Origin of the sequence: Xanthomonas sp. XNM01, from assembly GCF_014851915.1 — a bacterium.
In the GTDB taxonomy this organism is placed as follows: Bacteria; Pseudomonadota; Gammaproteobacteria; order Xanthomonadales; family Xanthomonadaceae; genus Pseudoxanthomonas.
Window position 1 is genome coordinate 619,148 of the sequence record NZ_JACVAP010000003.1, and the last position, 21,029, is coordinate 640,176.

Below are 21,029 nucleotides of genomic sequence, written 5' to 3' on the forward strand. Positions count from 1 at the left end.
GTGTATCAGCGCCGTGCGCGCGTCCCGGTCGGTTCGAGCGGCAGCCGCCAGCCCCACATCCGCGCGACGGCGACCAGCGCGAAGTACAGAAGCCCCGCAACGGCCACGGTCTGCGGCTGCTCGACCCACAGGCCTCCGCCCTGCAGGCCCGACGCCGCGACCACCTCCGGCGTCAGCCCAAGCCGCGGCAGCGGCAGCAGCGCGGTCGTCAGGCAGGCACCCACATAGGCGAGCGAGGCCAGCGCCCAGTCCGACAGCAACTGCCGGCGCGCATCGCCGGCCGGCGGCCGTACCAGCAGCCACAGCTTGCCCAGCAGCAGCCAGGCGAAGGCGAGCAGCGGCCAGAGCGCCTGGAACATCCAGGCCCACACCGCGACGAACAGCAGATAGACCAGCACCAGGCCGGCCAGCCCGCGCCACCGCGCCGGCACGCCACCGCCCGCGGACAGCGCGCGCGTGCCGAGCATCGCCGTGGCATGCAGCAGGATGAACTCCACCGCCATCACCGCCACCGCGGTCTGCAGTGCCTGGTCGGGCAGCCAGTGCGGCGCCCACCACAGCAGCAGGAAACCGGCCGCGGTCGCCGCATCCGGAACCGCGCCTGCCGCGCGCACCAGACGCGCAGGCCGGTGGTGCGGTACGGCCGGGTGCCGGGGCGGCACATGTTCCGCATCCGTCGGCATGCGCGTGCTCAGTCGTCGCCCGACGTGGACGCGTCGGGGGCGACATGCTCGATCACGACCACGCGGCCTTCGCGTTCGCAGTCGGCGATGCCGGCCTCCACATTGCGGCGCGTCTCCAGGAACGTGCTGCCGCCGGTGTCGTCGCCCTCGACCACGCCGGTCACCAGATCGACGCCCTTGTGGATGTACCAGGCCAGCGCGGTCTCGTCCCAGCTGCCCGGCCCGTACCAGCGCACGATCAGCCGGCCCTCGCGCCAGTGCGCCGAGACGAATTCATGCCCGTCGGGCCAGCGGTAGCCCAGCAGGCAGACATGGTGCGGCCCGGGTGCCGCGTCCCGGTACGCCAGCAGCCGCTTCAGGTCGGCCTCCGGCACGGCCCAGCGCTGATCGGCCAGCGGATCGAACCGCACGTGCGGCCGGGCGTAGAGCGAGGGCGCGTCCGGCGCCGTGGCGGCCGCGGCCGCCGTGCACCCCAGCACTGCGGCGAACACCGCCGCCCCGCGTCCCGCATGCTTCCGTTTCCCGCGCATCGCAGCTCCGTTCTCGACCCGCCTGGCGGCGCGGGAGCGGCGCTCCTGCGGCGGGCGGGCGCCCATCTTCGGCGCTGGCGTGGCGGCGCGTCCACGCTCCGGCGCCACCGGCGATGCGGCGTCGCACGCACAGCGCCGCATCGCCGCTCAGCGCCTCGCCGCTGCCGCTGGCCGGGCGCCGGATCGGCGGCCATCCTGTCGTGGCACCCTGCGGGTCCGGCACGCCGTGCCGCGCGCGAGGCGTTGAGAACGCTGGGGAACGCAGGTGATCGGGTTCGAGCTGCGTGTCCATGGCCAGCCGCTCGCGTGAGCCGGGGCGGGCCGGGGCGGACGACCCGGGCGTGCCGGCTTACACGCTGACCGCACACGGCGTACCCGGCACCGCCTCGCCCTGCACCGCGGACCGGGCCGACGGCGTGCGGCTGGAGTCCAGGCCTTACCGGCCCGGCGCCACGGCTCGTCGGGCGCGACGGCGGGCACCGCCGCCGGCATGAGGCGCGGCTGGGAAGGCGACGAGATCACCCTCCGGGTCGTCGAGCGCGACGACCCCGCCGCTGCACCGGTGAACGCCGGCGCCTGATCGCGACGGCACGCACACGATCGCGCCCGCCAGCCAGCGTATGGGCCGCGGCAGCGACGCGACGCCCTCCGCCCTCCGCCCGTCGCCCTTCGGCGACAGCGCGACAGCGCGACAGCGCCACGTCGCGCCGATCCACTGGGACGTCGGGCCGACGTACCGCCCCGGCGCGAGCGCACTACAATGCGCGCCCCCCGTTCCGCAGCCGTACCCATGAACATCGTCGTTCTCGAAGAACTCAAGGCCTACATCGATCCGCTGACCCCGGACGAACACGAATCGCTGGAGCGCAGCCTGCTGGCCGAGGGCTGCCGGGACGCGCTGGTGCTGTGGGGCGAGATCCTGGTCGATGGGCACAACCGCTACGGCATCTGCCAGAAGCATGGCCTGCCGTTCAGCACGGTGCAGAACACCCGCTTCCAATCGATGGAAGACGTGCACCTGTGGATGATCGAACAGCATCTGGGCCGGCGCAGCGTGTCCGACTACCAGCGCGGCGTACTGGCGCTGCGCAAGCGCGCGATCCTCGGCGCGCGTCAGCAGGCCCAGCGCGAGGCCGAGCTGCGCGACGCCCAGGCCCGTCAGCAGGCCATCGCCGCCGATGCCGCCACGCCGCCGCCCGCGGACGACGACCTGCCGCCGTGGGACGAGGCGCCTCCGGTCAGCCGCGCGGAGCTGGCGCGCGAGGCCCGGCTGAGCAACAACCAGGTGGTGATGATCGAACGCATCCACAGCCAGGCGGCGCCGGAAGTGGTGCAGGCGCTGAAGGCCGGCGACATCTCGCTCAGCGCCGCCGCAGCGGTGGCCAGCCTGCCGGAAGACGAACAGCGCAGCGCGGCCCAGGCCGGCAAGGCCGAACTGAAGCAGGCGGCCAGGCGTGCCCGCGATGCGAAGAAGAAGCCGAAGGCCACGGCGACCGGGGAAGACGGCGAGGGCGAGGGCGAGGCGTCCGCGCCGGACGCCAGGGCGCTGGCACGGCGCGTCGCCGAACTCGAACGCGAGAACGAACTGCTGCGCAGGCAGGTGGCCGCGCTGCAGGAACAGCTGGTCAGGCTGCGCGGCTGAGCGCACACGACCATCACGGGCATGGAACCACGCGATGCGTCGCGCAGCACATCGCGTGTGCCGGCTGCCGACGCCGCGTCCGCGGCAGCTACGCGCGCGCATCTGCCGCCCGTTACTGAGCCGTTCATGCGCCGCAGCGCCCGCGGCTCAGGAAACGCGGCACGGCGCCGATACGTCTCAGGGCGCTGTGGACATCCGGCCCCGATCCATCGCGTTGCGAGGCCGGCCCAGCTCGCACCACCTGCACGCAGCAGGTCCTATCGTGCCAAGGCGACCTCTTGCAGGATCAAGAACGCATGCTGTCGATCCTGATCTACCGCAGCCGCATGAACGGCCAGCTCGCGCAGGCCGAACTGGCCGAACTGGTGCGTCTGGCCCGCGGCGCGAACGACGCGCGGGCGGTGACCGGCATCCTGCTGTTCGACGGCGTCTACTTCCTGCAGATGCTGGAAGGCCCCGACCAGGCCGTGCAGGCGGTCTACGAAAGAATCGCCGGAGACGGCCGCCACACGCACATCGTCAGGCTGCTGCAGGACTACGCACCACGCCGTCGCTTTGCGGAGTGCGGCATGCGCCTGGTCGATCTGCGCACCCATCCGCAGGGCATGGATCATCTGCTGCTCGGTGACGCCACCCCGGGCGCCGACACCCTGATCGGCGACCGTGCCTACAAGCTGATGCAGCTGTTCGCCGCCGGCCGCTGGCGCGACCACGCCACCGAAAGCGACGATGCCGCGCACTGGCGGTTCGTGCGCCGCGCCGCACCGTTCCCGCAGTCGATGGTGTCGATGCCGTCCTCCGCGCCGTGCCGCTTCGCGCTGCAGCCGATCGTGGACACCACCCATGGCCGCATCTCGTCGCTCGAGGCGCTGATGCGCGGGCCCGGCAACGAGCCGCCGCACGTCTGCTTCGCCGGAATGACGCAGGAGCAGCGTTACCGCTTCGACCTGGAATCGAAGGCGTATGCGTTCGAGCTGGCCTCGAAGGTCGGCATCGGCAGCTGCAAGCTGTCGATCAACCTGCTGCCGATGTCGCTGGTGCAGATCCCCGACGCGGTGCAGCGGCTGGCGGAGCTGATCGCCCTGCATGGCCTGAAGCCGCAGCAGATCATGGTCGAGATCACCGAGGACGAGGCGATCACCCACCTGGTGCCGTTCAAGGCCGCGTTGCGGCGGCTGCGCGAGCTGGGCATCAGCGTGGTGATCGACGACTTCGGTGCCGGCTTTGCCGGGCTGTCGCTGCTGTCGCGGTTCCAGCCGGACAAGCTGAAGATCGACCGGCAGATCGTCAGCGGCATCCACGCCGATGGCCCGCGCCAGGCGATCGTGCGCGCCATCGTGGCCTGCTGCCGTTCGCTGGGGATCACCACGGTGGCCGAGGGCGTGGAGACCGCGGACGAGTGGTGCTGGCTGCAGGCGGCCGGCATCGACCTGTTCCAGGGATTCCTCTTCGCCCGCCCGGTGCTCGACGGCGTGTCGCCGGTGACCTGGCCGGTCGCGGTCGACGCCGCAGCCTGAGCGCGTCGCGGGTTCCAGGCCGCGCGGCGGTCACGGTCACGGTCGATCCCGCTCCGCGAAACCACCGTTCGAGGCCGGTGCGTGGGTTGCGTTCGTCCTGGCCGCCACGATGGATGCGCCGCTGCACTCGGAAGGCTCCAGCCGCACTCCCATCCACCGACGCGTCCTGCCGGTCACGGTCGCATGCCGATGGGGTGTCGGTGCTGCATGTACCGACAGCGCAGGCATGCTGCGCGCGTCGCGCGCGCGTCTGCGTGGCAGGCGCGAGGTCGGCTGCGTGATGTGCCCGATCAGCGTCGCGCCGGCATCGCCCGGCGGCCGACGCTCACCCCGGACGCACCGGGTCTGGTCTACAACGGGGCAACGTCGCCATGAAGGAACACCGATGAAACCGCATCTGCTCCTGCTGCCGATCGCCCTGTCGCTGGCCGCCTGCGGCACCGGCGCACCCGCGGACCCGGCGGCCACGCCAGCCGACGCACCGCCTTCCGCCCCGATGCAGGAGACCACGCCGCCAGCGGCGCCGATGTCGCCGACCGCACCGGAAACGACCGCCAGCACGCCCGCCGCTGTCGATGCGACGCGCAGCGAGGCCGAGCGCGGCATGGACGCCACCATCGAGAAGCTGCTCGGCGATCCTGCGCGCTACCGCGAGGCGATCGAGCGCCTGCAGACCGCGGTGGCGGACGACGATGCGGCGGCCGTGGCGGCGCTGGTCCGCTATCCGATCGAGGTCGAGATCGGTGGACGCCAGGTCGCCATCGAGGACGAACGGGCGTTCGCCGCGCGCTACGCCGAATTCATGACGCCCGACATCCGCCGTGCGGTCCTGGAGACGCGCTACGACGCGCTGTTCGTCAACCAGCAGGGCATCATGTTCGGCCGTGGCCAGGTCTGGCTCAACGGCATCTGCGAGGACCACGCCTGCACGGCGGTCGACGTCAGGATCGTGCGCCTGCAGCCCGGGCTCGACTAGCGCATCGGACGCAGCGACCCCCGGGCCGCTGCGCGCTCCGGTACGCGGCAGCCCGCGCGACACGCTGCACCGTCCCGGGCACGGAGGCTCCCGACGAGCGCCAGGAGCCTCCAGCCCACAGGATCAGGCCTTGCGTGCGGCCCTGCTGGCGGTCGTCTTCCTGGCCGTCTTCTTCGCGCCCTGCTTCGGTGCGGCCTTCTTCACCGCCTTCTTCGCGACCACTTTCTTGGCGGCAGGCTTGCGCGCGGTCGCTTTCTTGACCGTCGCCTTCTTGGCAACCGCCTTCTTCGCTGCCGGCCTGGACGCGGTCTTGGCGGCCTTCTTGGCTGCGGTCTTCTTGGTCGCGACCTTCTTCGCGGCGGCCTTCTTCACCGTCGCCTTCCTGGTTGCGGCCTTCTTGGTCGCCGTCTTCTTCGCAGGCGCCTTCTTGGCGGTCGCCTTCTTCGCCGCCGTCTTCTTGGTCGTCGCCTTCTTGCCGAGCTTCCTGCGCAGCGCGCTGGCCTCGGCCGTGGCGGCGTCCTTGGCGGCGGTCAGCCGGTTCCTGGCCTTGGCGACGGCCTTCTTCACCGCCTTCTTCGCCTTGGCCACGTCGGTCTTGACCGTCTTGGTCGCCTTCGCGACACGGGTGGTGGTGGCCTTGCGCGCCTTGCTGACCGCCTTCCTGGCCTTCTCCACCGTCTCGGTGGCCGTCGTTGCAATCGCGGTGCCCACCTCGGACGCGGTTTCCTTCACGTTCCCGGCAGCCTCGGTCAGAGTCGCCGTCACACCGTTGCCATTGCTCATGTGCCCTCCTCGGGGCGCGTTGCTGTTGATGACCGGGCAGATGCTATACCGGCGAAGGCGCCATGGAACGTGGTCCGCGCGTGGCGGGCGCACGCCGTGGCGCCACGCGCAGAATGTCGGTGAGCGGCGCGCTGCCGCACATCACGGCCTGGCACCGCGGTCGCCGGGCACTGGCCGTGCGGCCGGTGTCGGAGCGAATGCCGGAGGCTGGCGGCGACGGCACACCGCGGAGCGACCGGAACCCGGCTGGCGGATGCCACCGCCGGCAGGCGACCGGAGGCACGCGCGATCCGGAAGGCACCGATCGACCGCGCCGTAGCGGGCGCGCCGGATCGCGTCGCGGCGACGGCCGGGACCACACCATCGCCAGCCCGCGTGCATGTCGTCATCGCTCTCATTGCAGCCATCGGCGCACCAAGAATCGTGGCTGGGGCAGCGCATGAACCCCAGATGTTGTGGTGAACACGGCCGACGCTAGTCCTGCCGCCGGCGGGTGTCAACTTGCCGCGGGCCGGCGTCGAAGCCGCGTCAATCACGGTCGGCAGCCGCGACTTCACCGCCTGTTTAATGCGCACGCAGCAGACTCGTTCAGGTTCTTGAGTACGCTATGGGGGCGTACCGCGTGCGGCCTTTCCGGCCGCCGTCCAGCCACACAGGAAACTACCGGCCATGCGACATGCGACCACTCTGCTCGCCCTGACCGCCGCCGCCGCATTCGGCGGCTTCGCCGCGGTGGCGTTGCACGAAACCTTCGACAACCGTGCCCAGGCGCAGACCGCCCCGGCGCCCGCCGTGCCGGTCGAGCCGGCCCTGCCGCTGAGCGCGCCGCTGCCGACCGCGGTCGATGGCCAGCCGGTGCCCTCGCTGGCGCCGATGCTGCAGCGGGCGATGCCGGCCGTGGTCAGCGTGCACACGCGCCAGGTGGTGCGTGCGCGCAACCCGTTCTTCGACGATCCGTTCTTCCGCCGCATGTTTCCCGAAGCGGCCACCCGCGAGCGCAGTTCGCTGGGCTCGGGCGTGATCATCGATGCGCAGCGCGGCTACGTGCTGACCAACCACCATGTGATCGAGGGCGCGGACGACGTGTCGGTCACGCTGGCCGACGGCCGCACGCTGCAGGCCGAGTTCCTCGGCTCGGACGCCGACACCGACGTGGCGCTGATCCGGGTGCCGTCGGAGAACCTGACCGAACTGCCGCTGGGCGACAGCGGCCGGCTGCAGGTCGGCGACTACGTGGTGGCCATCGGCAATCCATTCGGCCTGAGCCAGACGGTGACCTCGGGCATCGTCTCGGCAGTGGGCCGCAGCGGCATCCGCGGCCTGGGCTACCAGAACTTCATCCAGACCGACGCCAGCATCAATCCGGGCAACTCCGGCGGCGCGCTGGTCAACCTGCGCGGCGAGCTGGTCGGCATCAACACCGCCAGCCTCAATCCGCAGGGCAGCATGGCCGGCAACATCGGCCTGGGCCTGGCGATTCCCACCAACCTGGCGCGCGACGTGGTGCGCCAGCTGATCACCACCGGTGAGGTCAGGCGCGGCACGCTCGGCATCGAGACGCAGCCGCTGACGCCGCGCCTGCAGCAGTCGCTGGGCCTGGCGGCCAACCAGCAGGGTGCGCTGGTGGTGCGGGTCTACGACGGATCCGGCGCCGCCGCGGCCGGCGTGCAGCCGGGCGATCTCGTGATCGAGGCCGGCGGCCAGCGCATCGGCGATCCGCTGGCGCTGCACAACTACGAGGGCCTGCAGCCGGTCGGCAGCAAGGTGCCGCTGAAGGTGATCCGCGACGGCAGGACGCTGACCCTGGATGCGACGCTGAAGGAGCAGCCACGTGCGATGGCCGGCCAGGCGCTGGATCCGCGTCTGGGCGGCGCGCGCCTGGCCGATCTGCCCGAGGCGCAGCGCCAGGGCCGGCTGCGTGGCGTGCTGGTCGAGGATGTCGCCGCCGGCAGCCGCGCCGCGCAGAGCGGCCTGCGCCGCGGCGACGTCATCGTCGCCACCAGCGCGGGGCCGTTCGAGGATCTCGCCGGCCTGCGCGCGACGCTGGCGCAGCCGCCGCAGCGGTTGGTGGTGCGCATCGTCCGCGGTAACGTGCAGGGCACCCTGGAGTTGCAGTGACCTGCGTTCCGTGACAGGCCCTACACCCCGCCGGTGATATTGCTGTGCCGACGCCGACCGGCGTGACTTCCACTCCCACAATCCAATCGGAGACACACGCATGAGCCCGACCTCGACCGAGCATCTGAAGGAAAACCTGAGCGAAGCAGGCTCGCACCTGAAGTCCGCCGCCGGCGCCGCCGGCGAGGCGATCCGTGGCGCCGCCGGTGCGGCCGGCGACGAACTGCGCCTGGGCAGGGCCAACGTCAAGTCCGAACTGGCCGACAGCGCGCTGTCGGGCCTGGCCGCCGCCGAGTTCGGTGGTGAAGCCGCGCGCGAGCAGGTGGACGCGCTGATGGACAAGGGCCGCGACTTGGTCGACAGCGCCGCCGAGCTGATCCGCGAGCGTCCGCTGGCCTCCTTCGGCGTGGCCTTCGCTGCCGGCTGGCTGGTGGCTGCGCTGAGCCGCCGCGACAAGTAAGCGATCGACGTGCAGGACCAAGGGGACCACCGCGCCGAGGCGGAACACGCGGGCGCCACGCCGCCACTGGACGAAAGCATCCGCGCGGTCGGCAACGCCGGCCGCGCGACGGTGGATGCGGCCGGGGAAACGCTGCGCGCACTGCGCAGCCTGCTGTCGGCCGACATCGCGCTGGCCCGCAGCGCGCTCGGCCGCGGCATCGCCTGGGCCGGCGTGGCGATCGTGTTCGGCGCATCGGCCTGGCTGCTGGCCACCGCGGCCAGCGTCGCGCTGATGCAGCGCTTCGGGCTGAGCTGGCTGGAATCGCTGAGCATCGCCGCGGTGTTCAACCTGGCCGTCACCGGGCTGGCCGCCTGGCGCACCGCGCGGTTCTTCGACTACATGGGCCTGCACGCGACCCGGCGCCAGCTCAGCAGGCTGGGGCTGTTCGACGAACCGGCCGACGACGATGACGGACAGACTGGAGTGCCGGCGCCCGTGGCCGCCGCACGGGAGACCCCCTGATGCGCTTCGAACTGATCAAGCAGCGGGTCGAACGTGCCGAACAGCGGATGGACCGCTGCCAGCAGAACGTCGACGCGCAATGGAAGGGCCTGTCGCAGGCCTGGCGCAGCAGCTGGTCGCCGGGGCGGATCGTCGTTGCCGGCCTGCTCGGCGGCTTTCTCGCGGGCCGGGCCGAGCCCTTCTCGCGGGTCGGCGGCACCCGCTGGCTGCAGATGCTGAGCACCATCTCCAGCATGGTCGCCACGCTGCGCGCGGCGGCCGCCTCCGAGGAAGCCAGCGAAGCGGCCGACCAGGCCGCCGACCAGGCGACCGCGTCGGGCATGCAGGCACGCGCCGCCAGCGAGGCCGCACCGGCCGCGGTACGGACCGCGGCCGCCCAGCAGGCCACGGCACCTGCACCGGCGGCATCGGCCACGCCTGCACCGCCAGCCGCGGCACCACAGGGCGCGGCCACGGCATCACCGGCCCCTCCGGGCACGCATCCACGCACGGGCACCTCGCAGGGCGCGCCGCGTCCGGCCGAAGCGGCCACCGAATTCTCCGAGCGCTGACCCCAGCGCGTCGCCACCGCGGCCGGCGCCGCCCAGAGGACGCATGTCCGCCATCCCTTCCGATCCGCAGACCGACGTGACGTCCGGCGCCGTGTCGCCGCGTCCGCGCGCCTCCACCGCGATCATCGTGCTGGCCACCCTCGCGGTCGGCTACACCCTGTGGGCCGCGCAGGAGGTGATCCTCCCGGTGCTGCTGGCGGCCTTCTTCGCCTTGATCGGCAACCCGCTGATCCGGCTGCTGCGACGCCTGTACGTGCCGCGCTTCTTCGGCGCGCTGCTGGTGCTCATCGCCGGGCTTGCCGGTGCGGGCGCGCTGGGCATGCAGCTGGTGGCGCCTGCCACCAACTGGGCGGAGCAGGCGCCGCGCGAGGCGCGCAAGCTCGGCCGCCAGCTGCAGGAACTGTCGCGTCCGATGCACGAGGCCAACCGCATCGCCGAGGACATGGCCCGGGCCGCGGCCGGCGAGGCCAACCGCAAGGTGCAGGTGGTGCGCACGCGGGTCGACGATCCCTACGCGGCGCTGACCCGCACGCCGCGCCTGGCCGCCTCGGTGCTGGCGGTGGTGCTGCTGACGTTCTTCTTCATGGTCTACGGCGAAAAACTGCAGCGCAACGCGATCGCACTGCTGCCCGGACGCCAGCAGAAGCGCTTCACCGTGGAGATCCTGCACGGAATCGAACGCGAAGTATCGCGCTACGTGCTGACGATCAGCCTGATCAACGCGGTGGTCGGCCTGCTGTTCGCCGGCATCCTGGTGCTGCTGAAGTTCCCCACCCAGGAGGCGCTGCTGTGGGGCACCGCGGTGATGCTGCTGAATTTCGCGCCGTACGTGGGCCCGCTGATCGGCGTGATCATGATGCTGCTGGTCGGCTACATGGCCTTCGACGACACCTGGAGCTCGCTGCTGCCGGCGATGCTGTACCTGGCGCTGCACACCATCGAAGGGCAGATCGTGACCCCGATCGTGCTGGGTAGGCGCATGGCGCTGTCGCCGCTGGTGCTGATCCTGGCGCTGATGCTGTTCGGCTGGCTGTGGGGGCTGGTGGGCCTGCTGCTGGCGGTGCCGCTGCTGGTCTGCATCAAGCTGGTGCTGGGCCAGGTCGAAGGGATGGACGGCTGGGCGCGGCTGCTGGAATGACCGCCGCGTGCCGGCGGCTGGCCCGCCGGTCCCGGGTCCGGCGCCCGCGCACCAGTTCCCGCGACCCGGCCATGCCGGCTGCGGTTGCGGGCCGCCTGCCCGCCGGAAGGCCTACAATGCGCCGATGAGTTTCACCGTCCGCGCCATCACCCTCGACCTCGACGACACGCTCTGGCCGTTCGCACCGATCGGTGCCCGCATCGACCAGGTCCTGCACGACTGGATGCTGCAGCACAGCCCCGCCACCGCCGCGATGTACCCGGTGGCGGCGATGCGCGAACTGCGCGAGCGTTCGTTCCGCGACAACCCCCAGCTGCATCACGACCTGAGCGCGTTGCGCCGGCTGACCCTGCACGAAGCGCTCGAAAAGAGCGGCGCCGACCTGGATCTGCTGGAGCCGGCGTACGAGGCCTTCTATGCCGCGCGCAACCAGGTCGAGTGCTATCCCGATGCGATCGACGCGCTGGCGCGGATCGCGGCGAAGGTGCCGGTGGCCGCGCTCAGCAACGGCAACGCCGATCTGGAACGGATCGGCCTGATGCCGCACTTCGTGTTCCAGCTCGGCTCGCGCGAGCATGGCGCGGCCAAGCCCGCGGCCAGCATCTTCCACGCCGCCTGCGAGCGCCTGGGCTGCAGCCACGGCGACGTGCTGCACGTCGGCGACCACATCGAGATGGATGTCGCCGGCGCCGCGCGCGCCGGCCTGCGCAGTTGCTGGATCAACCGCGAGGACCGCCGCTGGGAGCACCCGGAGATCGTGCCCGACCTGCAGTTCACCACCCTGACCGCGCTGGCCGACTGGCTGGACGCGCACACCGACCACCGCATTCCGGATCCACGCGCATGACCCAGACCACCGCCTACGCCGACACCGGCGCCGCCGCCCTGCCGTTGCACCTGGTCGCCCGCGGCGACTACGCCGCCTGGCGCGGCGCCCAGCCCGCCGCCGTCGCCGCCTGGCTGGACGCGCAGGCGTTCAAGGCAGCGCCCGGCACGCTCGCCCTGCTGCCGGGCGAATCCGGCATCGCCGGCGCGGTGGTCGGCATCGGCGATCCGCTCGACCCCTACTCCTACGCGCATGCCGCGACCGGGCTGCCCGAGGGCGCCTGGGAGCCGGTCACGCCGCCGCAGGGCGAGGCGCTGGCCGCGCTGCAGCTGGGTTGGGGCCTGGGCGGCTACCGCTTCGACCGCTACAAGACCGCCCCGCGCGAACCGGCGCGCCTGCGCCTGCCGGACCTGGACGCCGAGGCGCTGGACGTGCTGCTGGCCTGCACCCGCGTGCGCGACTGGGTCAACACGCCGACCCAGGACATGGGCCCGGACGAACTGGAGGCGGCCGCACGCGAGCTGGCGCAGGCGCATGGCGCGCAGGTCGAGGTGATCGCCGGCGATGCGCTGCTGGCGCAGAACTTCCCGGCGATCCACGCTGTCGGCCGCGCCTCGCACCGCGCGCCGCGGCTGATCGCGCTGCGCTGGGGCGACGCCGCCCATCCGCACGTGGCCATCGTCGGCAAGGGCGTGTGCTTCGACACCGGCGGCCTGGACATGAAGCCGGCCGACGGCATGCGCAACATGAAGAAGGACATGGGCGGCGCCGCGCATGCGCTGGCCCTGGCCGGGCTGGTGATGGCGCGCGGCCTGCCGCTGCGGATCACCCTGCTGGTGCCGGCGGTGGAGAACGCGGTCGGCCCGGACGCGTTCCGTCCCGGTGAGGTCATCGCCACCCGCACCGGCGTCAGCGTCGAGATCGACAACACCGACGCCGAAGGCCGGGTGATCCTGTGCGACGCACTGGCCTACGCCGGCGAACAGCAGCCGGCGCTGATCCTGGACTTCGCCACGCTGACCGGCGCGGCGCGGATCGCGCTCGGCCCGGACCTGCCGGCGCTGTTCTCCAACGACGATGCGCTGGCCGCCGACTGGATCGCCGGCGGCGAGACCATGCGCGACCCGGTCTGGCGCATGCCGCTGTGGCGCCCGTACCTGCGCTACCTGACCAGCAACGTCGCCGACCTGGCCAACGCCGGCTCGCGCATGGCCGGCGCGGTCACCGCCGCGCTGTACCTGGAGCGCTTCGTGCCCGAGGGCACGCCGTGGGCGCACCTGGACACCTACGCCTGGAACGACAGCGCGCGCCCGGGCCGCCCCGCCGGTGGCGAGGCGCTCGGCCTGCGTGCGGCGTGGAGCCTGCTGAAGACGCGCTTCGGCCAGTGAGGGCGACGCCGTCCGTCGAGGACGGCGACGGACACGACCAGGGCCGCCGCATGCGGCCCTTTTCGTCGTGGATCGGGTCGCAGCGGCATGGGCGTCGTGCAGCGTGCGGCGATGGGCCCTGCGCGGCGCGACCTCCCGCCACGGACCGCCACGTACGACCGACTGCGCCGCAGAATCCCGTTCGCGGCACTCCGCGGACGGCTCAGCCGGCCACTTCGACCCGGTCGCGACCGCTGCGCTTGGCGCGGTAGAGCGCTTCGTCGGCGCGGCGCAGCAGCTGCTCGCCGCTGTCGCCATGGCCGGCGTGGGCGGCGACGCCGATCGACACCGTGACCGGCGGCAGCTCGCGCCCCAGATGGACCACGCGCATGGCCTGCACCGCCTGGCGGATCTGTTCGGCGCGCGCGCGCGCGACCTCCAGCGAAGCTTCCGGCAGGATCAGGGTGAACTCCTCGCCGCCGTAACGGCAGGCGATGTCCTCGACCCGCGCATGCGCCTGCAGCAGCTGGCCGAACGCCGCCAGCAGCGCATCGCCGCCGGGGTGGCCATGCAGGTCGTTGAAGGCCTTGAAGTGGTCCAGGTCGAACATCATCAGGCTCAGCGGCAGGCTGCGGCGCTCGCAGCGGGCCAGCTCGCGCGCCAGCGATTCTTCCAGGTAGCGCCGGTTGAACAGGCCGGTCAGCGGTTCGCGGATCGACTGGATGCGCAGCCGTTCCTGCAGGTGCAGGTTGTGCAGCGCCATCGACAGCTGCTCGGCCGCTGCCTGCACCAGGTCGAGGCGATCCAGGAACGCGGCACTGGACGAGGACAGGTAGACGAAGCCGAGCTGCACGCCCTGCGCCGACAGCGGGATGCAGGCGGCGTTGAGGGTGGCGGCGATCGACGGCGGGTCGATGTGCGCGCAGCGCAGCGTCTCCTCGCTGGCGCGGATCACGTGCGGCTGGCCGCGACGCAGCCCCCAGCACTGGTCCGGCGGCAGCATCGCCGCGCTGCCGGCCGCGTGCTCGCCCCAGTGCACCAGTTCCTCGGCGTAGTCCTGCGAGGCGCGGATGCGGTACAGCGTGCCGCCGGTGTCCGGCATCAGGCGGCCCAGCAGCTGGGTGGTCAGCGCCACCGCTTCGTCGACGCTGATGCAGCTCTGCAGCAGGCCGCCGTAGCGGTTGAGCTCGGCCAGGTCGGCGCTGTGCCGCTCCAGCTTCTGCACCGTGTCGACCAGGCGCACGTTGGCATCGGCGCCGGCGCGTTCGGCCCGCGCGCGATTGCGGATCTCGCGCAGCAGCAGCCAGTAGACCATCGCCACCACGACGATGCCGATCGGAATGCCGAGCACCGCCAGCGCGCGCAGGATGTCGGCGCTGCGCCGGCTGGTGAGGTCGCGCTCCGCGAGCAGGCGACGTTCTTCGTCCAGCAGGCGCCGGGCGACCACGCGGATCCGGGTGGACACCTGCAGCGCCTTGTCGTCGATCCCGTGCTGCGCGGCGGCCAGGCCACCGGTGCGGTAGCGCTGCAGGTTGGCTTCGATCTGGGCGATGCGCTGCTCGCGCAGGTCGTCCAGCGTGCGCACCCGCGCGGCCTGCTGCGGATTGTCGCGGACCAGCAGCGCCAGCCCGTCCAGCAGCGGCTGCAGCTGCTCGCGGTTGTTCTGGTACTCGGCCAGGTAGTCGATCCGTCCGGTCAGCAGGTGGCCGCGCTGGGCCGACTCGGCATCGCGCAGGCGCGCCTCGACCGCATCGACGCTGGCGATCACCTCGTTGGTGTGCGCGACCCACTTGGCGTCGGCGATGAACCGCTGGGCACCGACCAGCACCCCGACCCCGATCGCGATGAAGATCAGCGCGGCGACCAGCAGACCGGCCTGGTTGGCGAAGCGGGAGCGACCTCGGATCGGCACGGCAGGCTGAACTGGACAGGAAACCAGCGCACATTGTGCCCGCGCGCGCGCGGATACGTGAAGGTATGTGCCGGCGCTACAGCAGGCCGCGCTGGCGGGCCAGGCGGTAGGCCTCGATCCGGTTGCCGACGCCGAGCTTGCCGATGGCCTCGGACAGGTAGTTGCGCACCGTGCCCTGCGACAGGCCCAGCTGGGTGGCGATCTCGGCCGAGGAGCGCCCTTCGCCGGCCAGGCGCAGCACCTGGCGCTCGCGGTCGCTGAGCGGGTCGTCGCCGGCCCAGGCCTCGACCGCCAGGTCCGGGTCGATCGCGCGACCACCGCGGGCGACGTTGCGCAGCGCCTCGGCCAGGCGCTCGGCCGGCGCGTCCTTGAGCAGGTAGCCGGCCACGCCGGCCTCCAGCGCGCGCCGCAGGAAGCCGGCGCGGGCGAAGGTGGTGACGATCACCACCCGCACCGGCAGCTGCTGGCGCTGGATCCGCTGCGCCAGCTCCAGGCCGCTGAGGCCGGGCATCTCGATGTCGGTGACCAGCAGGTCCGGCTGCAGCCGCTGCAGTTCGCGCCAAGCGCCCTCGCCGTCGGCAGCCGCACCGACCACCTCGATGTCAGGCTCCATCGACAGCAGCGCGACCAGCGCGCCGCGCACCATCGCCTGGTCTTCGGCCAGCAGGACCCGGATCATCGGCGGCGGTGCGGGAGCGTCATCGGCAGCGACGGTAGCAGAGCGGCCGCGGGCGACGCGATCGCCGCCATCGCAGCGGCCACGGCCTCAGGCCGGCGCATGCAGGTCGGCGGCCGCCTCCGCCACCGGCTGCCACTGCGGCAGCTCGGCCAGCAGCACGGTGCCGCGGCGCGGTGCCGATTCGATCCGCAGGCTGCCGCCCAGCGCCTGCAGGCGTTCGCGCATGCCATCCAGGCCGTTGCCCGGCCGGATCGCGCCCCCGCGGCCGTCGTCCTCGATCCGCAGCTGCCAGCGCCCACGCGCCGCGGCCAGCGCGATCCGCACGTGCTGCGCGCGCGCATGCCGATGGATGTTGGTGGCCGCCTCGCGCAGGCACAGCGCCAGCGCCGTCTCCTGCTCGGGCGACAGCGTCGCCTCCTCCATCGCGTGGCGCACCAGGATCCCCTCGGCCTCCAGCAGGACCCGTGCGGCGGTCAGCTCGGCCACCAGGTCGGCGGCACGGATGCCGGTGACCGCACGCCGCACCTGGGCCAGCGAATCGCGCGCGACGCGGCCGAGTTCGTCCAGTTCGCGCCGCGCCGCCGCGGTCTCGCCGCGGTCCAGCCAGCGCGCCGCCAGGTCGGATTTCAGGGCGACCAGCGACAGGGTGTGGCCGAGCAGGTCGTGCAGGTCGCGGCCGATGCGCTCGCGCTCGGCGGTGGCGGCCAGGCGCCGCACCTCGGCATGGCTGAGCTGCAGCGCGACCTGGCGCGCCCGGCTCTGCTGGTAGAAATGGGTGCCGAAGAAGGCCGAAGCGCCGACCACCAGGGTCACGCCGAACACGAACGGCGGGTAGCCCAGCCACAGGATCTCGGCCAGGAAGAGCCCCTGCATCGCCACCACCGCCAGCAGCTTCCACCACAGCGGCCGGTCGACGAAGGCCATCAGCGCCACCGCGTAGATCAGGTAGGTGTTGGCGAAGCTGTTGAACGGCATCACCGCGTAGGACAGCAGGGCGATGCCGATGGCCGCGCGCAGCACCACCGGATGCTCGCTCAGCCGCCGGTAGCCGAGCAGGTACAGCGGCAGGAACAGCGCGATGCTGACGAAGGTGCTGCCCCAGGCCGCGCGCGCGTCGCGGCCGAAACCGGTGTGCATGCCGAACACGAACGGCATGAACAGGAAGCCCAGATACGCCAGGTTGGCCACCGGCCACCAGCCCAGCCCGTGCCGTTCGGGAAACACGCGCCGGCGCAGCGCCAGCAGCCGGTCGTACAGGACGCGCATCATCGACTCTCTCCTCGGGGCCGGTGCGGGCTCAGCCGCGGTCGCGCAGGCGGCGGGCGGCCAGGCCGAAGCACAGGGCGGTGGTGCCGGCCAGCACGGCCAGGTGCAGGGCCACGCTGCCGCCGGCATCCATGCCGACCACGTGCAGCGCCAGCTGGCCCAGATGATACGCAGGCCACACCACCGCCAGCTGCTGGACCACCTCCGGCAGCATCGCCAGCGGCATCCACAGGCCCGACAGCAGCGACATCGGCAGGTAGACCAGATTGACCACGCCCGGCGCGCCCTGGCCGCGGACCAGGCTGCCGATCAGCAGCCCCAGAGCGCAGAACGGCAGCGTGCCCAGCACCTGCACCGCCACCAGCAGCGCGGCTTCGGCCGCCGACAGGCGCACGCCGCCGAGCAGCGTGCCGGCGGCCAGCAGCATCAGCGCGATCACCAGCGCGAAGGCCAGCGCGCTGGCGGTGCGTGCGCCGAGCAGCGCACCCGGCGGCAGCGGCAACGCGCGCTTGAGGGTCAGCAGGCCACGCTCGCGGTCGATCGCCAGGCCGGCACCGAAGCCGAACAGCGCCGGCCCGATCGCACCGAACACGCCGTAGCCGACCATCATGTAGCGCGCCGCATCGGCGCCGCCGCGGCCACCGGCCAGCAGCACCCCGAACAGCAGGTAGAACAGCACCGGGAAGCCCAGCGCCGGCAGCGCGAACGACGGCGTGCGCAGCAGCCGCAGGCCTTCGTAGCCCGCCTCCAGCGCGTAGGCCTTCCAGGGGCGGTAGCCGGCGCGGGGCAGCGTGTCGGTATGTAGCGTGTTCATGCGGCGGCCTCCATGGGATCGGCGCGTGTCAGGGCGAGGAAGGCGTCGGCCAGGCCGGCGCGACGCACCTCCAGGCCGTCGAGGTCGGGATCGGCCGCCAGCAGCCGGGCCAGCACGCCGTTGGGGGCGTCCACGGTCAGCTCCAGCCAGCCGTCCTGGCTGCTCGCCTCGCGCACCTGCGGCCAGTGCCGGAGTTCGGCGGCCTGCAGCCGCGTGCGGCAGCGCAGCCGGGTCTGGCTGACCCGCGCGCGGATCTGCTCGACGCTGCCTTCGGCCAGCACGCGCCCGCGGTCGATCACCACCACCCGGCCGGCGAGCGCCTCGGCCTCTTCCAGGTAGTGCGTGGTCAGCAGCACGCCGCAGCCCTGCCCGGCCAGTTCGGCGATCGCCTTCCACAGGGTCTGGCGGGCCTCGATGTCCAGGCCGGTGGTGGGCTCGTCCAGGAACAGCAGCTGCGGCCGTCCGCAGATCGCCAGCGCGAACTGCACGCGGCGCTGCTGGCCGCCGGACAGCTGCCGGTAGCGGCGGTCGAGCAGCCCGTCGAGGCCGGCCAGCGCGACGCAGTCGGCCACGCTGCGCGGGTCGGCGTAGTAGCTGCGGGTCAGCGACAGCAGTTCGCCGACGCGCAGTTCGTCCGGCAGCGCGGCCGTCTGCAGCATCACGCCGATCCGGCGCCGCGCGGCCAGCGCCTGCGGCGGCTGCCCGAACAGGCTGGCCTGACCGTGGTCGGGGCGATGCAGGCCGAGCAGCAGGCCGATCGCCGTGCTCTTGCCGGCGCCGTTGGGGCCGAGCAGGGCCAGCACCTGCCCGGCATCGACCCGCAGGTCGACGCCATCGAGGGCGAGGACCTCGCCGTAGCGCTTGCCGGCGGCGCGCAGGCAGGCGGGGACTGCGGATGTGGACGGCATGGGCGTGCTCCGTAGCGGGATGCAGCCAGTCTGGCCACGCCACGCCGCGCACGGCAGTCACCGGGCTCATGCAAAGCGGGTGACAGCTGTCACTACGGCCGCGCCGGTCGCCGTCCTAGGATGCGTCCCGTCGCCGCAAAACCATGTCGAACACGGCCCTGCCGGAACGTCGCCCTCCCGGTGGCCGGCCGACGCCTCCGTCCGCACCATCCGCCACTCGTCCTGCCGTCGCCGCCGTCCGCCACGAAGTGACTTCCGGCAACTGGCGGACGTGTAGGCTGCACGACGACACTGCCACTCCGGGTTCCAACGAGACTGCAATGAACGCTTCCGCCGAACTGCTGAAGGAACTGCGCCTGGAGCGCAACAAGGCGCCCGAGCCGCCGTCGCGCCGCGGCCTGTGGATCGTGCTGGGCGTGGTCGCCGCGCTGCTGGTGCTGGCCGTCGTCGGCTGGGCGCTGCTGGGACGCGATGGCGCGGTCGAGGTGCGGACCGCGCCGACGGTGGCCATCGCCGGCGGCAGCGCCAGCGCCTCGGTGCTCGACGCCAGCGGCTACGTGGTCGCGCGCCGCATCGCGACGGTCTCGTCCAAGATCACCGGCCGCGTGCAGGAAGTGCTGATCGAGGAAGGCATGCGGGTCGAGGAAGGCCAGGTGCTGGCGCGGCTGGACCCGATCGATGCCGACGCGCAGCGGACGTTGGCGACCTCGCAGGTCGCCGCCGCGCGCAGCCAGGCCGACAGCGTGCGCGCCCAGCTGGTCGAGGCCGAGGCCAATGCCCGCCGCATGGGCTCGCTGGTCGACCAGCAGCTGGTCTCGCGCGCCCAGTACGAGCAGGCCGTGTCGCAGCGCGATGCGCTGCGCGCGCAGGTCTCGGCCGCGCAGCGCAACGCCCAGGTCGCCGGCGACCAGCTGCGGATCGCCGAGCAGGGCGTGGACAACACCATCGTGCGCGCGCCCTTCGCCGGCATCATCACCGCCAAGGCCGCGCAGCCGGGCGAGATCGTCTCGCCGATGGCCACCGGCGGCTTCACCCGCACCGGCATCGGCACCATCGTCGACATGGACTCGCTGGAAGTCGAGGTCGAGGTCGGCGAGGCCTTCATCGGCCGCGTGCAGCCGAAGATGCCGGTCGAGGTGGTGCTCAACGCCTACCAGGACTGGAAGATCCCGGCCGAGGTGATCGCGATCATCCCCGCCGCCGACCGCGGCAAGGCCACGGTCAAGGTCCGCATCGCGCTGAAGGAGAAGGACGCGCGTATCGTGCCGGACATGGGTGTGCGGGTCAGCTTCCTGGAAGCGGCGAAGCCGGCAGGCAGCGACCAGCCCACCGGCGTGCGCGTGCCTGCCGCCGCCATCGTCCAGCGCGACGGAAACGAGATCGCCTTCGTCGTCAGCAGCGACGACACCGTCGCCCTGCGCACGCTGAAGACCGGCATCGCGATGGGCAGCGACCGCCAGGTCAGCGACGGCCTGTCCGGCGGCGAGACCGTCGTGCTCGATCCGCCCGACACCCTCAACGACGGCGACAAGGTCCGCATCGCGGACGACGCCAACTGATTCCCGACAGCAGAGGAGTACGCGCATGAACCGCCCGTTCCAGCTGCTCGCCCTGGCCGCCGTCACCCTGGCCCTGGCAGGCGTCGCCACCTGGTCCACCGCCCTGTCGTTTCCGCTGAGCCTGACCCTGGTCGCCGCCGGCATCCTCGCCAGCGGCTTCATGCACAGCGCAGGCAAGGTGTCGGCGAATGAAGGCCATGGAGCGGCTGCGCATGCCCGCACCGGCATCGCCCTCGGCGTCCGCCTGATGGTCGGCACCGGGGTCCTCGTACTGATGCTGCTGTCGATGCTGTGGTGGATCGGCGGCACCGGCGCTGTCTGACGACCGCTTTCCCGCAGGAAACATCACCCGGTTCGCGGCAGCTGCTTCCTGTCACACGTACCGCAACATCCGCGCAGTGTCACTGGCCCCATCCGTCCTTCGGGCACCTTCTGTCGCAAAGGCGCCCCACCTCGCAAACGGAAAAAGGAAACAGATCAAGCAAGCCCCATTCCCTTGATCACGTTCAACCCCGCTGGGCATATACGAGCCCACCTGACCGAAGCGCACATCTCCGCTGTTGCTGTTGCTGTTGCTGTTGCTGTTGCTGTTGCTGTTGCCGTGATTCTGATCTTGATGTTGACGGTCTGCGCCTTAAAGCATGCCGAGCATCGCAGGACGACGGGGCCGAAGAGCTGCCCTTGTCTGAGCGAAGCGAGTTTGGGCAGCGTGCCCCGCCGGCCGAGAAGCGCAGGGCACCGGTGCGTCACCGGCATGCGTTCCATGGACCCCTTTTTAGGGGCGGCGCTGACGGTT

The 21,029-nt window shown here is 72.1% G+C and carries 20 protein-coding genes; 12 read left to right on the forward strand and 8 right to left on the reverse strand.

The window, feature by feature from the left end; all coding sequences use genetic code 11:
• Positions 1 to 5: 5 nt before the first annotated feature.
• Complete coding sequence (locus tag IB242_RS14015) at positions 6 to 683, reverse strand: hypothetical protein (RefSeq protein WP_192280436.1); 678 nt, start codon at positions 681 to 683, stop codon at positions 6 to 8.
• A gap of 8 nt (positions 684 to 691) precedes the next feature.
• Positions 692 to 1,213: a hypothetical protein gene (locus tag IB242_RS14020; RefSeq protein ID WP_192280438.1), complete on the reverse strand. Its 522-nt coding sequence runs from the start codon at positions 1,211 to 1,213 to the stop codon at positions 692 to 694.
• A gap of 790 nt (positions 1,214 to 2,003) precedes the next feature.
• On the opposite strand from IB242_RS14020, the gene IB242_RS14025 reads away from it, so the two are divergent.
• The 3 genes from IB242_RS14025 (at position 2,004) to IB242_RS14035 (ending at position 5,348) form a co-directional block, all read left to right on the forward strand.
• A complete protein-coding gene (locus IB242_RS14025; RefSeq protein ID WP_192280439.1) occupies positions 2,004 to 2,855 on the forward strand; it encodes a plasmid replication/partition related protein in 852 nt (283 codons plus the stop codon).
• 296 nt (positions 2,856 to 3,151) lie between these two features.
• Complete coding sequence (locus IB242_RS14030) at positions 3,152 to 4,372, forward strand: diguanylate phosphodiesterase (protein ID WP_192280441.1); 1,221 nt, start codon at positions 3,152 to 3,154, stop codon at positions 4,370 to 4,372.
• Positions 4,373 to 4,757: 385 nt separating this feature from the next.
• A complete protein-coding gene (locus IB242_RS14035; protein WP_192280443.1) occupies positions 4,758 to 5,348 on the forward strand; it encodes a hypothetical protein in 591 nt (196 codons plus the stop codon).
• A 123-nt stretch (positions 5,349 to 5,471) separates the two neighbouring features.
• Here IB242_RS14035 and IB242_RS14040 read toward each other — a convergent pair whose 3' ends face one another.
• Positions 5,472 to 6,131 carry a hypothetical protein gene (locus IB242_RS14040; protein ID WP_192280445.1) on the reverse strand — a complete coding sequence of 220 codons (660 nt, stop codon included), beginning with the start codon at positions 6,129 to 6,131 and terminating at the stop codon, positions 5,472 to 5,474.
• A 669-nt stretch (positions 6,132 to 6,800) separates the two neighbouring features.
• On the opposite strand from IB242_RS14040, the gene IB242_RS14045 reads away from it, so the two are divergent.
• From IB242_RS14045 to IB242_RS14075, 7 genes are all read left to right on the forward strand, one after another.
• Entirely contained in the window at positions 6,801 to 8,249 is a 1,449-nt protein-coding gene (locus IB242_RS14045; RefSeq protein WP_192280447.1) for a Do family serine endopeptidase, read from the forward strand.
• 100 nt (positions 8,250 to 8,349) lie between these two features.
• The gene (locus IB242_RS14050) at positions 8,350 to 8,709 is read left to right on the forward strand and encodes a hypothetical protein (RefSeq protein WP_192280449.1); all 360 of its coding nucleotides are present in this window, start codon (positions 8,350 to 8,352) and stop codon (positions 8,707 to 8,709) included.
• Positions 8,710 to 8,718: 9 nt separating this feature from the next.
• Positions 8,719 to 9,213 carry a phage holin family protein gene (locus IB242_RS14055; protein ID WP_343237148.1) on the forward strand — a complete coding sequence of 165 codons (495 nt, stop codon included), beginning with the start codon at positions 8,719 to 8,721 and terminating at the stop codon, positions 9,211 to 9,213.
• The gene (locus IB242_RS14060) at positions 9,213 to 9,764 is read left to right on the forward strand and encodes a protein sip-5 (RefSeq protein WP_192280452.1); all 552 of its coding nucleotides are present in this window, start codon (positions 9,213 to 9,215) and stop codon (positions 9,762 to 9,764) included. Before IB242_RS14055 ends, IB242_RS14060 begins: the two co-directional genes overlap by 1 nt.
• Positions 9,765 to 9,807: 43 nt before the next feature.
• A complete protein-coding gene (locus IB242_RS14065; RefSeq protein WP_192280454.1) occupies positions 9,808 to 10,902 on the forward strand; it encodes an AI-2E family transporter in 1,095 nt (364 codons plus the stop codon).
• A gap of 124 nt (positions 10,903 to 11,026) precedes the next feature.
• Positions 11,027 to 11,749: an HAD-IA family hydrolase gene (locus IB242_RS14070; RefSeq protein ID WP_192280456.1), complete on the forward strand. Its 723-nt coding sequence runs from the start codon at positions 11,027 to 11,029 to the stop codon at positions 11,747 to 11,749.
• Positions 11,746 to 13,116 carry a leucyl aminopeptidase family protein gene (locus IB242_RS14075; protein ID WP_192280459.1) on the forward strand — a complete coding sequence of 457 codons (1,371 nt, stop codon included), beginning with the start codon at positions 11,746 to 11,748 and terminating at the stop codon, positions 13,114 to 13,116. Before IB242_RS14070 ends, IB242_RS14075 begins: the two co-directional genes overlap by 4 nt.
• Positions 13,117 to 13,318: 202 nt before the next feature.
• Here IB242_RS14075 and IB242_RS14080 read toward each other — a convergent pair whose 3' ends face one another.
• The 5 genes from IB242_RS14080 to IB242_RS14100 form a co-directional block, all read right to left on the reverse strand.
• On the reverse strand, positions 13,319 to 15,007 hold the full coding sequence (locus IB242_RS14080) for a diguanylate cyclase (RefSeq protein ID WP_192280462.1): 1,689 nt from the start codon (positions 15,005 to 15,007) through the stop codon (positions 13,319 to 13,321).
• A gap of 76 nt (positions 15,008 to 15,083) precedes the next feature.
• Positions 15,084 to 15,686, reverse strand: coding sequence for a response regulator transcription factor (locus IB242_RS14085; RefSeq protein WP_192280465.1), 603 nt, complete (start codon positions 15,684 to 15,686; stop codon positions 15,084 to 15,086).
• 87 nt (positions 15,687 to 15,773) lie between these two features.
• Positions 15,774 to 16,955, reverse strand: a complete 1,182-nt coding sequence (locus tag IB242_RS14090) for a sensor histidine kinase (protein WP_225540579.1) — start codon at positions 16,953 to 16,955, stop codon at positions 15,774 to 15,776.
• Between the two features lie 28 nt (positions 16,956 to 16,983).
• Positions 16,984 to 17,766 (reverse strand): ABC transporter permease, encoded by a 783-nt coding sequence (locus IB242_RS14095; RefSeq protein WP_192280468.1) that lies wholly within the window; start codon positions 17,764 to 17,766, stop codon positions 16,984 to 16,986.
• On the reverse strand, positions 17,763 to 18,674 hold the full coding sequence (locus IB242_RS14100; RefSeq protein WP_192280471.1) for an ABC transporter ATP-binding protein: 912 nt from the start codon (positions 18,672 to 18,674) through the stop codon (positions 17,763 to 17,765). The genes IB242_RS14095 and IB242_RS14100 overlap by 4 nt, the downstream gene beginning before the upstream one ends.
• Before the next feature lie 320 nt (positions 18,675 to 18,994).
• Between IB242_RS14100 and IB242_RS14105 the strand changes: the two genes are divergently transcribed.
• Together IB242_RS14105 and IB242_RS14110 are read left to right on the forward strand one after the other, a co-directional pair.
• Positions 18,995 to 20,233, forward strand: coding sequence for an efflux RND transporter periplasmic adaptor subunit (locus tag IB242_RS14105; RefSeq protein ID WP_192280474.1), 1,239 nt, complete (start codon positions 18,995 to 18,997; stop codon positions 20,231 to 20,233).
• Positions 20,234 to 20,258: 25 nt separating this feature from the next.
• Positions 20,259 to 20,555, forward strand: a complete 297-nt coding sequence (locus IB242_RS14110; RefSeq protein ID WP_192280477.1) for a hypothetical protein — start codon at positions 20,259 to 20,261, stop codon at positions 20,553 to 20,555.
• Positions 20,556 to 21,029: the final 474 nt, after the last annotated feature.

Bases quoted from the DNA above. Each gene is read 5' to 3' on its own strand.
- IB242_RS14065 (WP_192280454.1), top strand. From the start codon at position 9,808: ATGTCCGCCATCCCTTCCGATCCGCAGACCGACGTGACGTCCGGCGCC.
- IB242_RS14030 (WP_192280441.1), top strand. From the start codon at position 3,152: ATGCTGTCGATCCTGATCTACCGCAGCCGCATGAACGGCCAGCTCGCG.
- IB242_RS14040 (WP_192280445.1), bottom strand. From the start codon at position 6,131: ATGAGCAATGGCAACGGTGTGACGGCGACTCTGACCGAGGCTGCCGGG.
- IB242_RS14075 (WP_192280459.1), top strand. From the start codon at position 11,746: ATGACCCAGACCACCGCCTACGCCGACACCGGCGCCGCCGCCCTGCCG.
- IB242_RS14105 (WP_192280474.1), top strand. From the start codon at position 18,995: ATGAACGCTTCCGCCGAACTGCTGAAGGAACTGCGCCTGGAGCGCAAC.
- IB242_RS14020 (WP_192280438.1), bottom strand. From the start codon at position 1,213: ATGCGCGGGAAACGGAAGCATGCGGGACGCGGGGCGGCGGTGTTCGCC.
- IB242_RS14025 (WP_192280439.1), top strand. From the start codon at position 2,004: ATGAACATCGTCGTTCTCGAAGAACTCAAGGCCTACATCGATCCGCTG.
- IB242_RS14110 (WP_192280477.1), top strand. From the start codon at position 20,259: ATGAACCGCCCGTTCCAGCTGCTCGCCCTGGCCGCCGTCACCCTGGCC.
- IB242_RS14070 (WP_192280456.1), top strand. From the start codon at position 11,027: ATGAGTTTCACCGTCCGCGCCATCACCCTCGACCTCGACGACACGCTC.
- IB242_RS14085 (WP_192280465.1), bottom strand. From the start codon at position 15,686: ATGATCCGGGTCCTGCTGGCCGAAGACCAGGCGATGGTGCGCGGCGCG.
- IB242_RS14060 (WP_192280452.1), top strand. From the start codon at position 9,213: ATGCGCTTCGAACTGATCAAGCAGCGGGTCGAACGTGCCGAACAGCGG.
- IB242_RS14050 (WP_192280449.1), top strand. From the start codon at position 8,350: ATGAGCCCGACCTCGACCGAGCATCTGAAGGAAAACCTGAGCGAAGCA.
- IB242_RS14090 (WP_225540579.1), bottom strand. From the start codon at position 16,955: ATGATGCGCGTCCTGTACGACCGGCTGCTGGCGCTGCGCCGGCGCGTG.
- IB242_RS14015 (WP_192280436.1), bottom strand. From the start codon at position 683: ATGCCGACGGATGCGGAACATGTGCCGCCCCGGCACCCGGCCGTACCG.
- IB242_RS14045 (WP_192280447.1), top strand. From the start codon at position 6,801: ATGCGACATGCGACCACTCTGCTCGCCCTGACCGCCGCCGCCGCATTC.
- IB242_RS14095 (WP_192280468.1), bottom strand. From the start codon at position 17,766: ATGAACACGCTACATACCGACACGCTGCCCCGCGCCGGCTACCGCCCC.
- IB242_RS14100 (WP_192280471.1), bottom strand. From the start codon at position 18,674: ATGCCGTCCACATCCGCAGTCCCCGCCTGCCTGCGCGCCGCCGGCAAG.
- IB242_RS14035 (WP_192280443.1), top strand. From the start codon at position 4,758: ATGAAACCGCATCTGCTCCTGCTGCCGATCGCCCTGTCGCTGGCCGCC.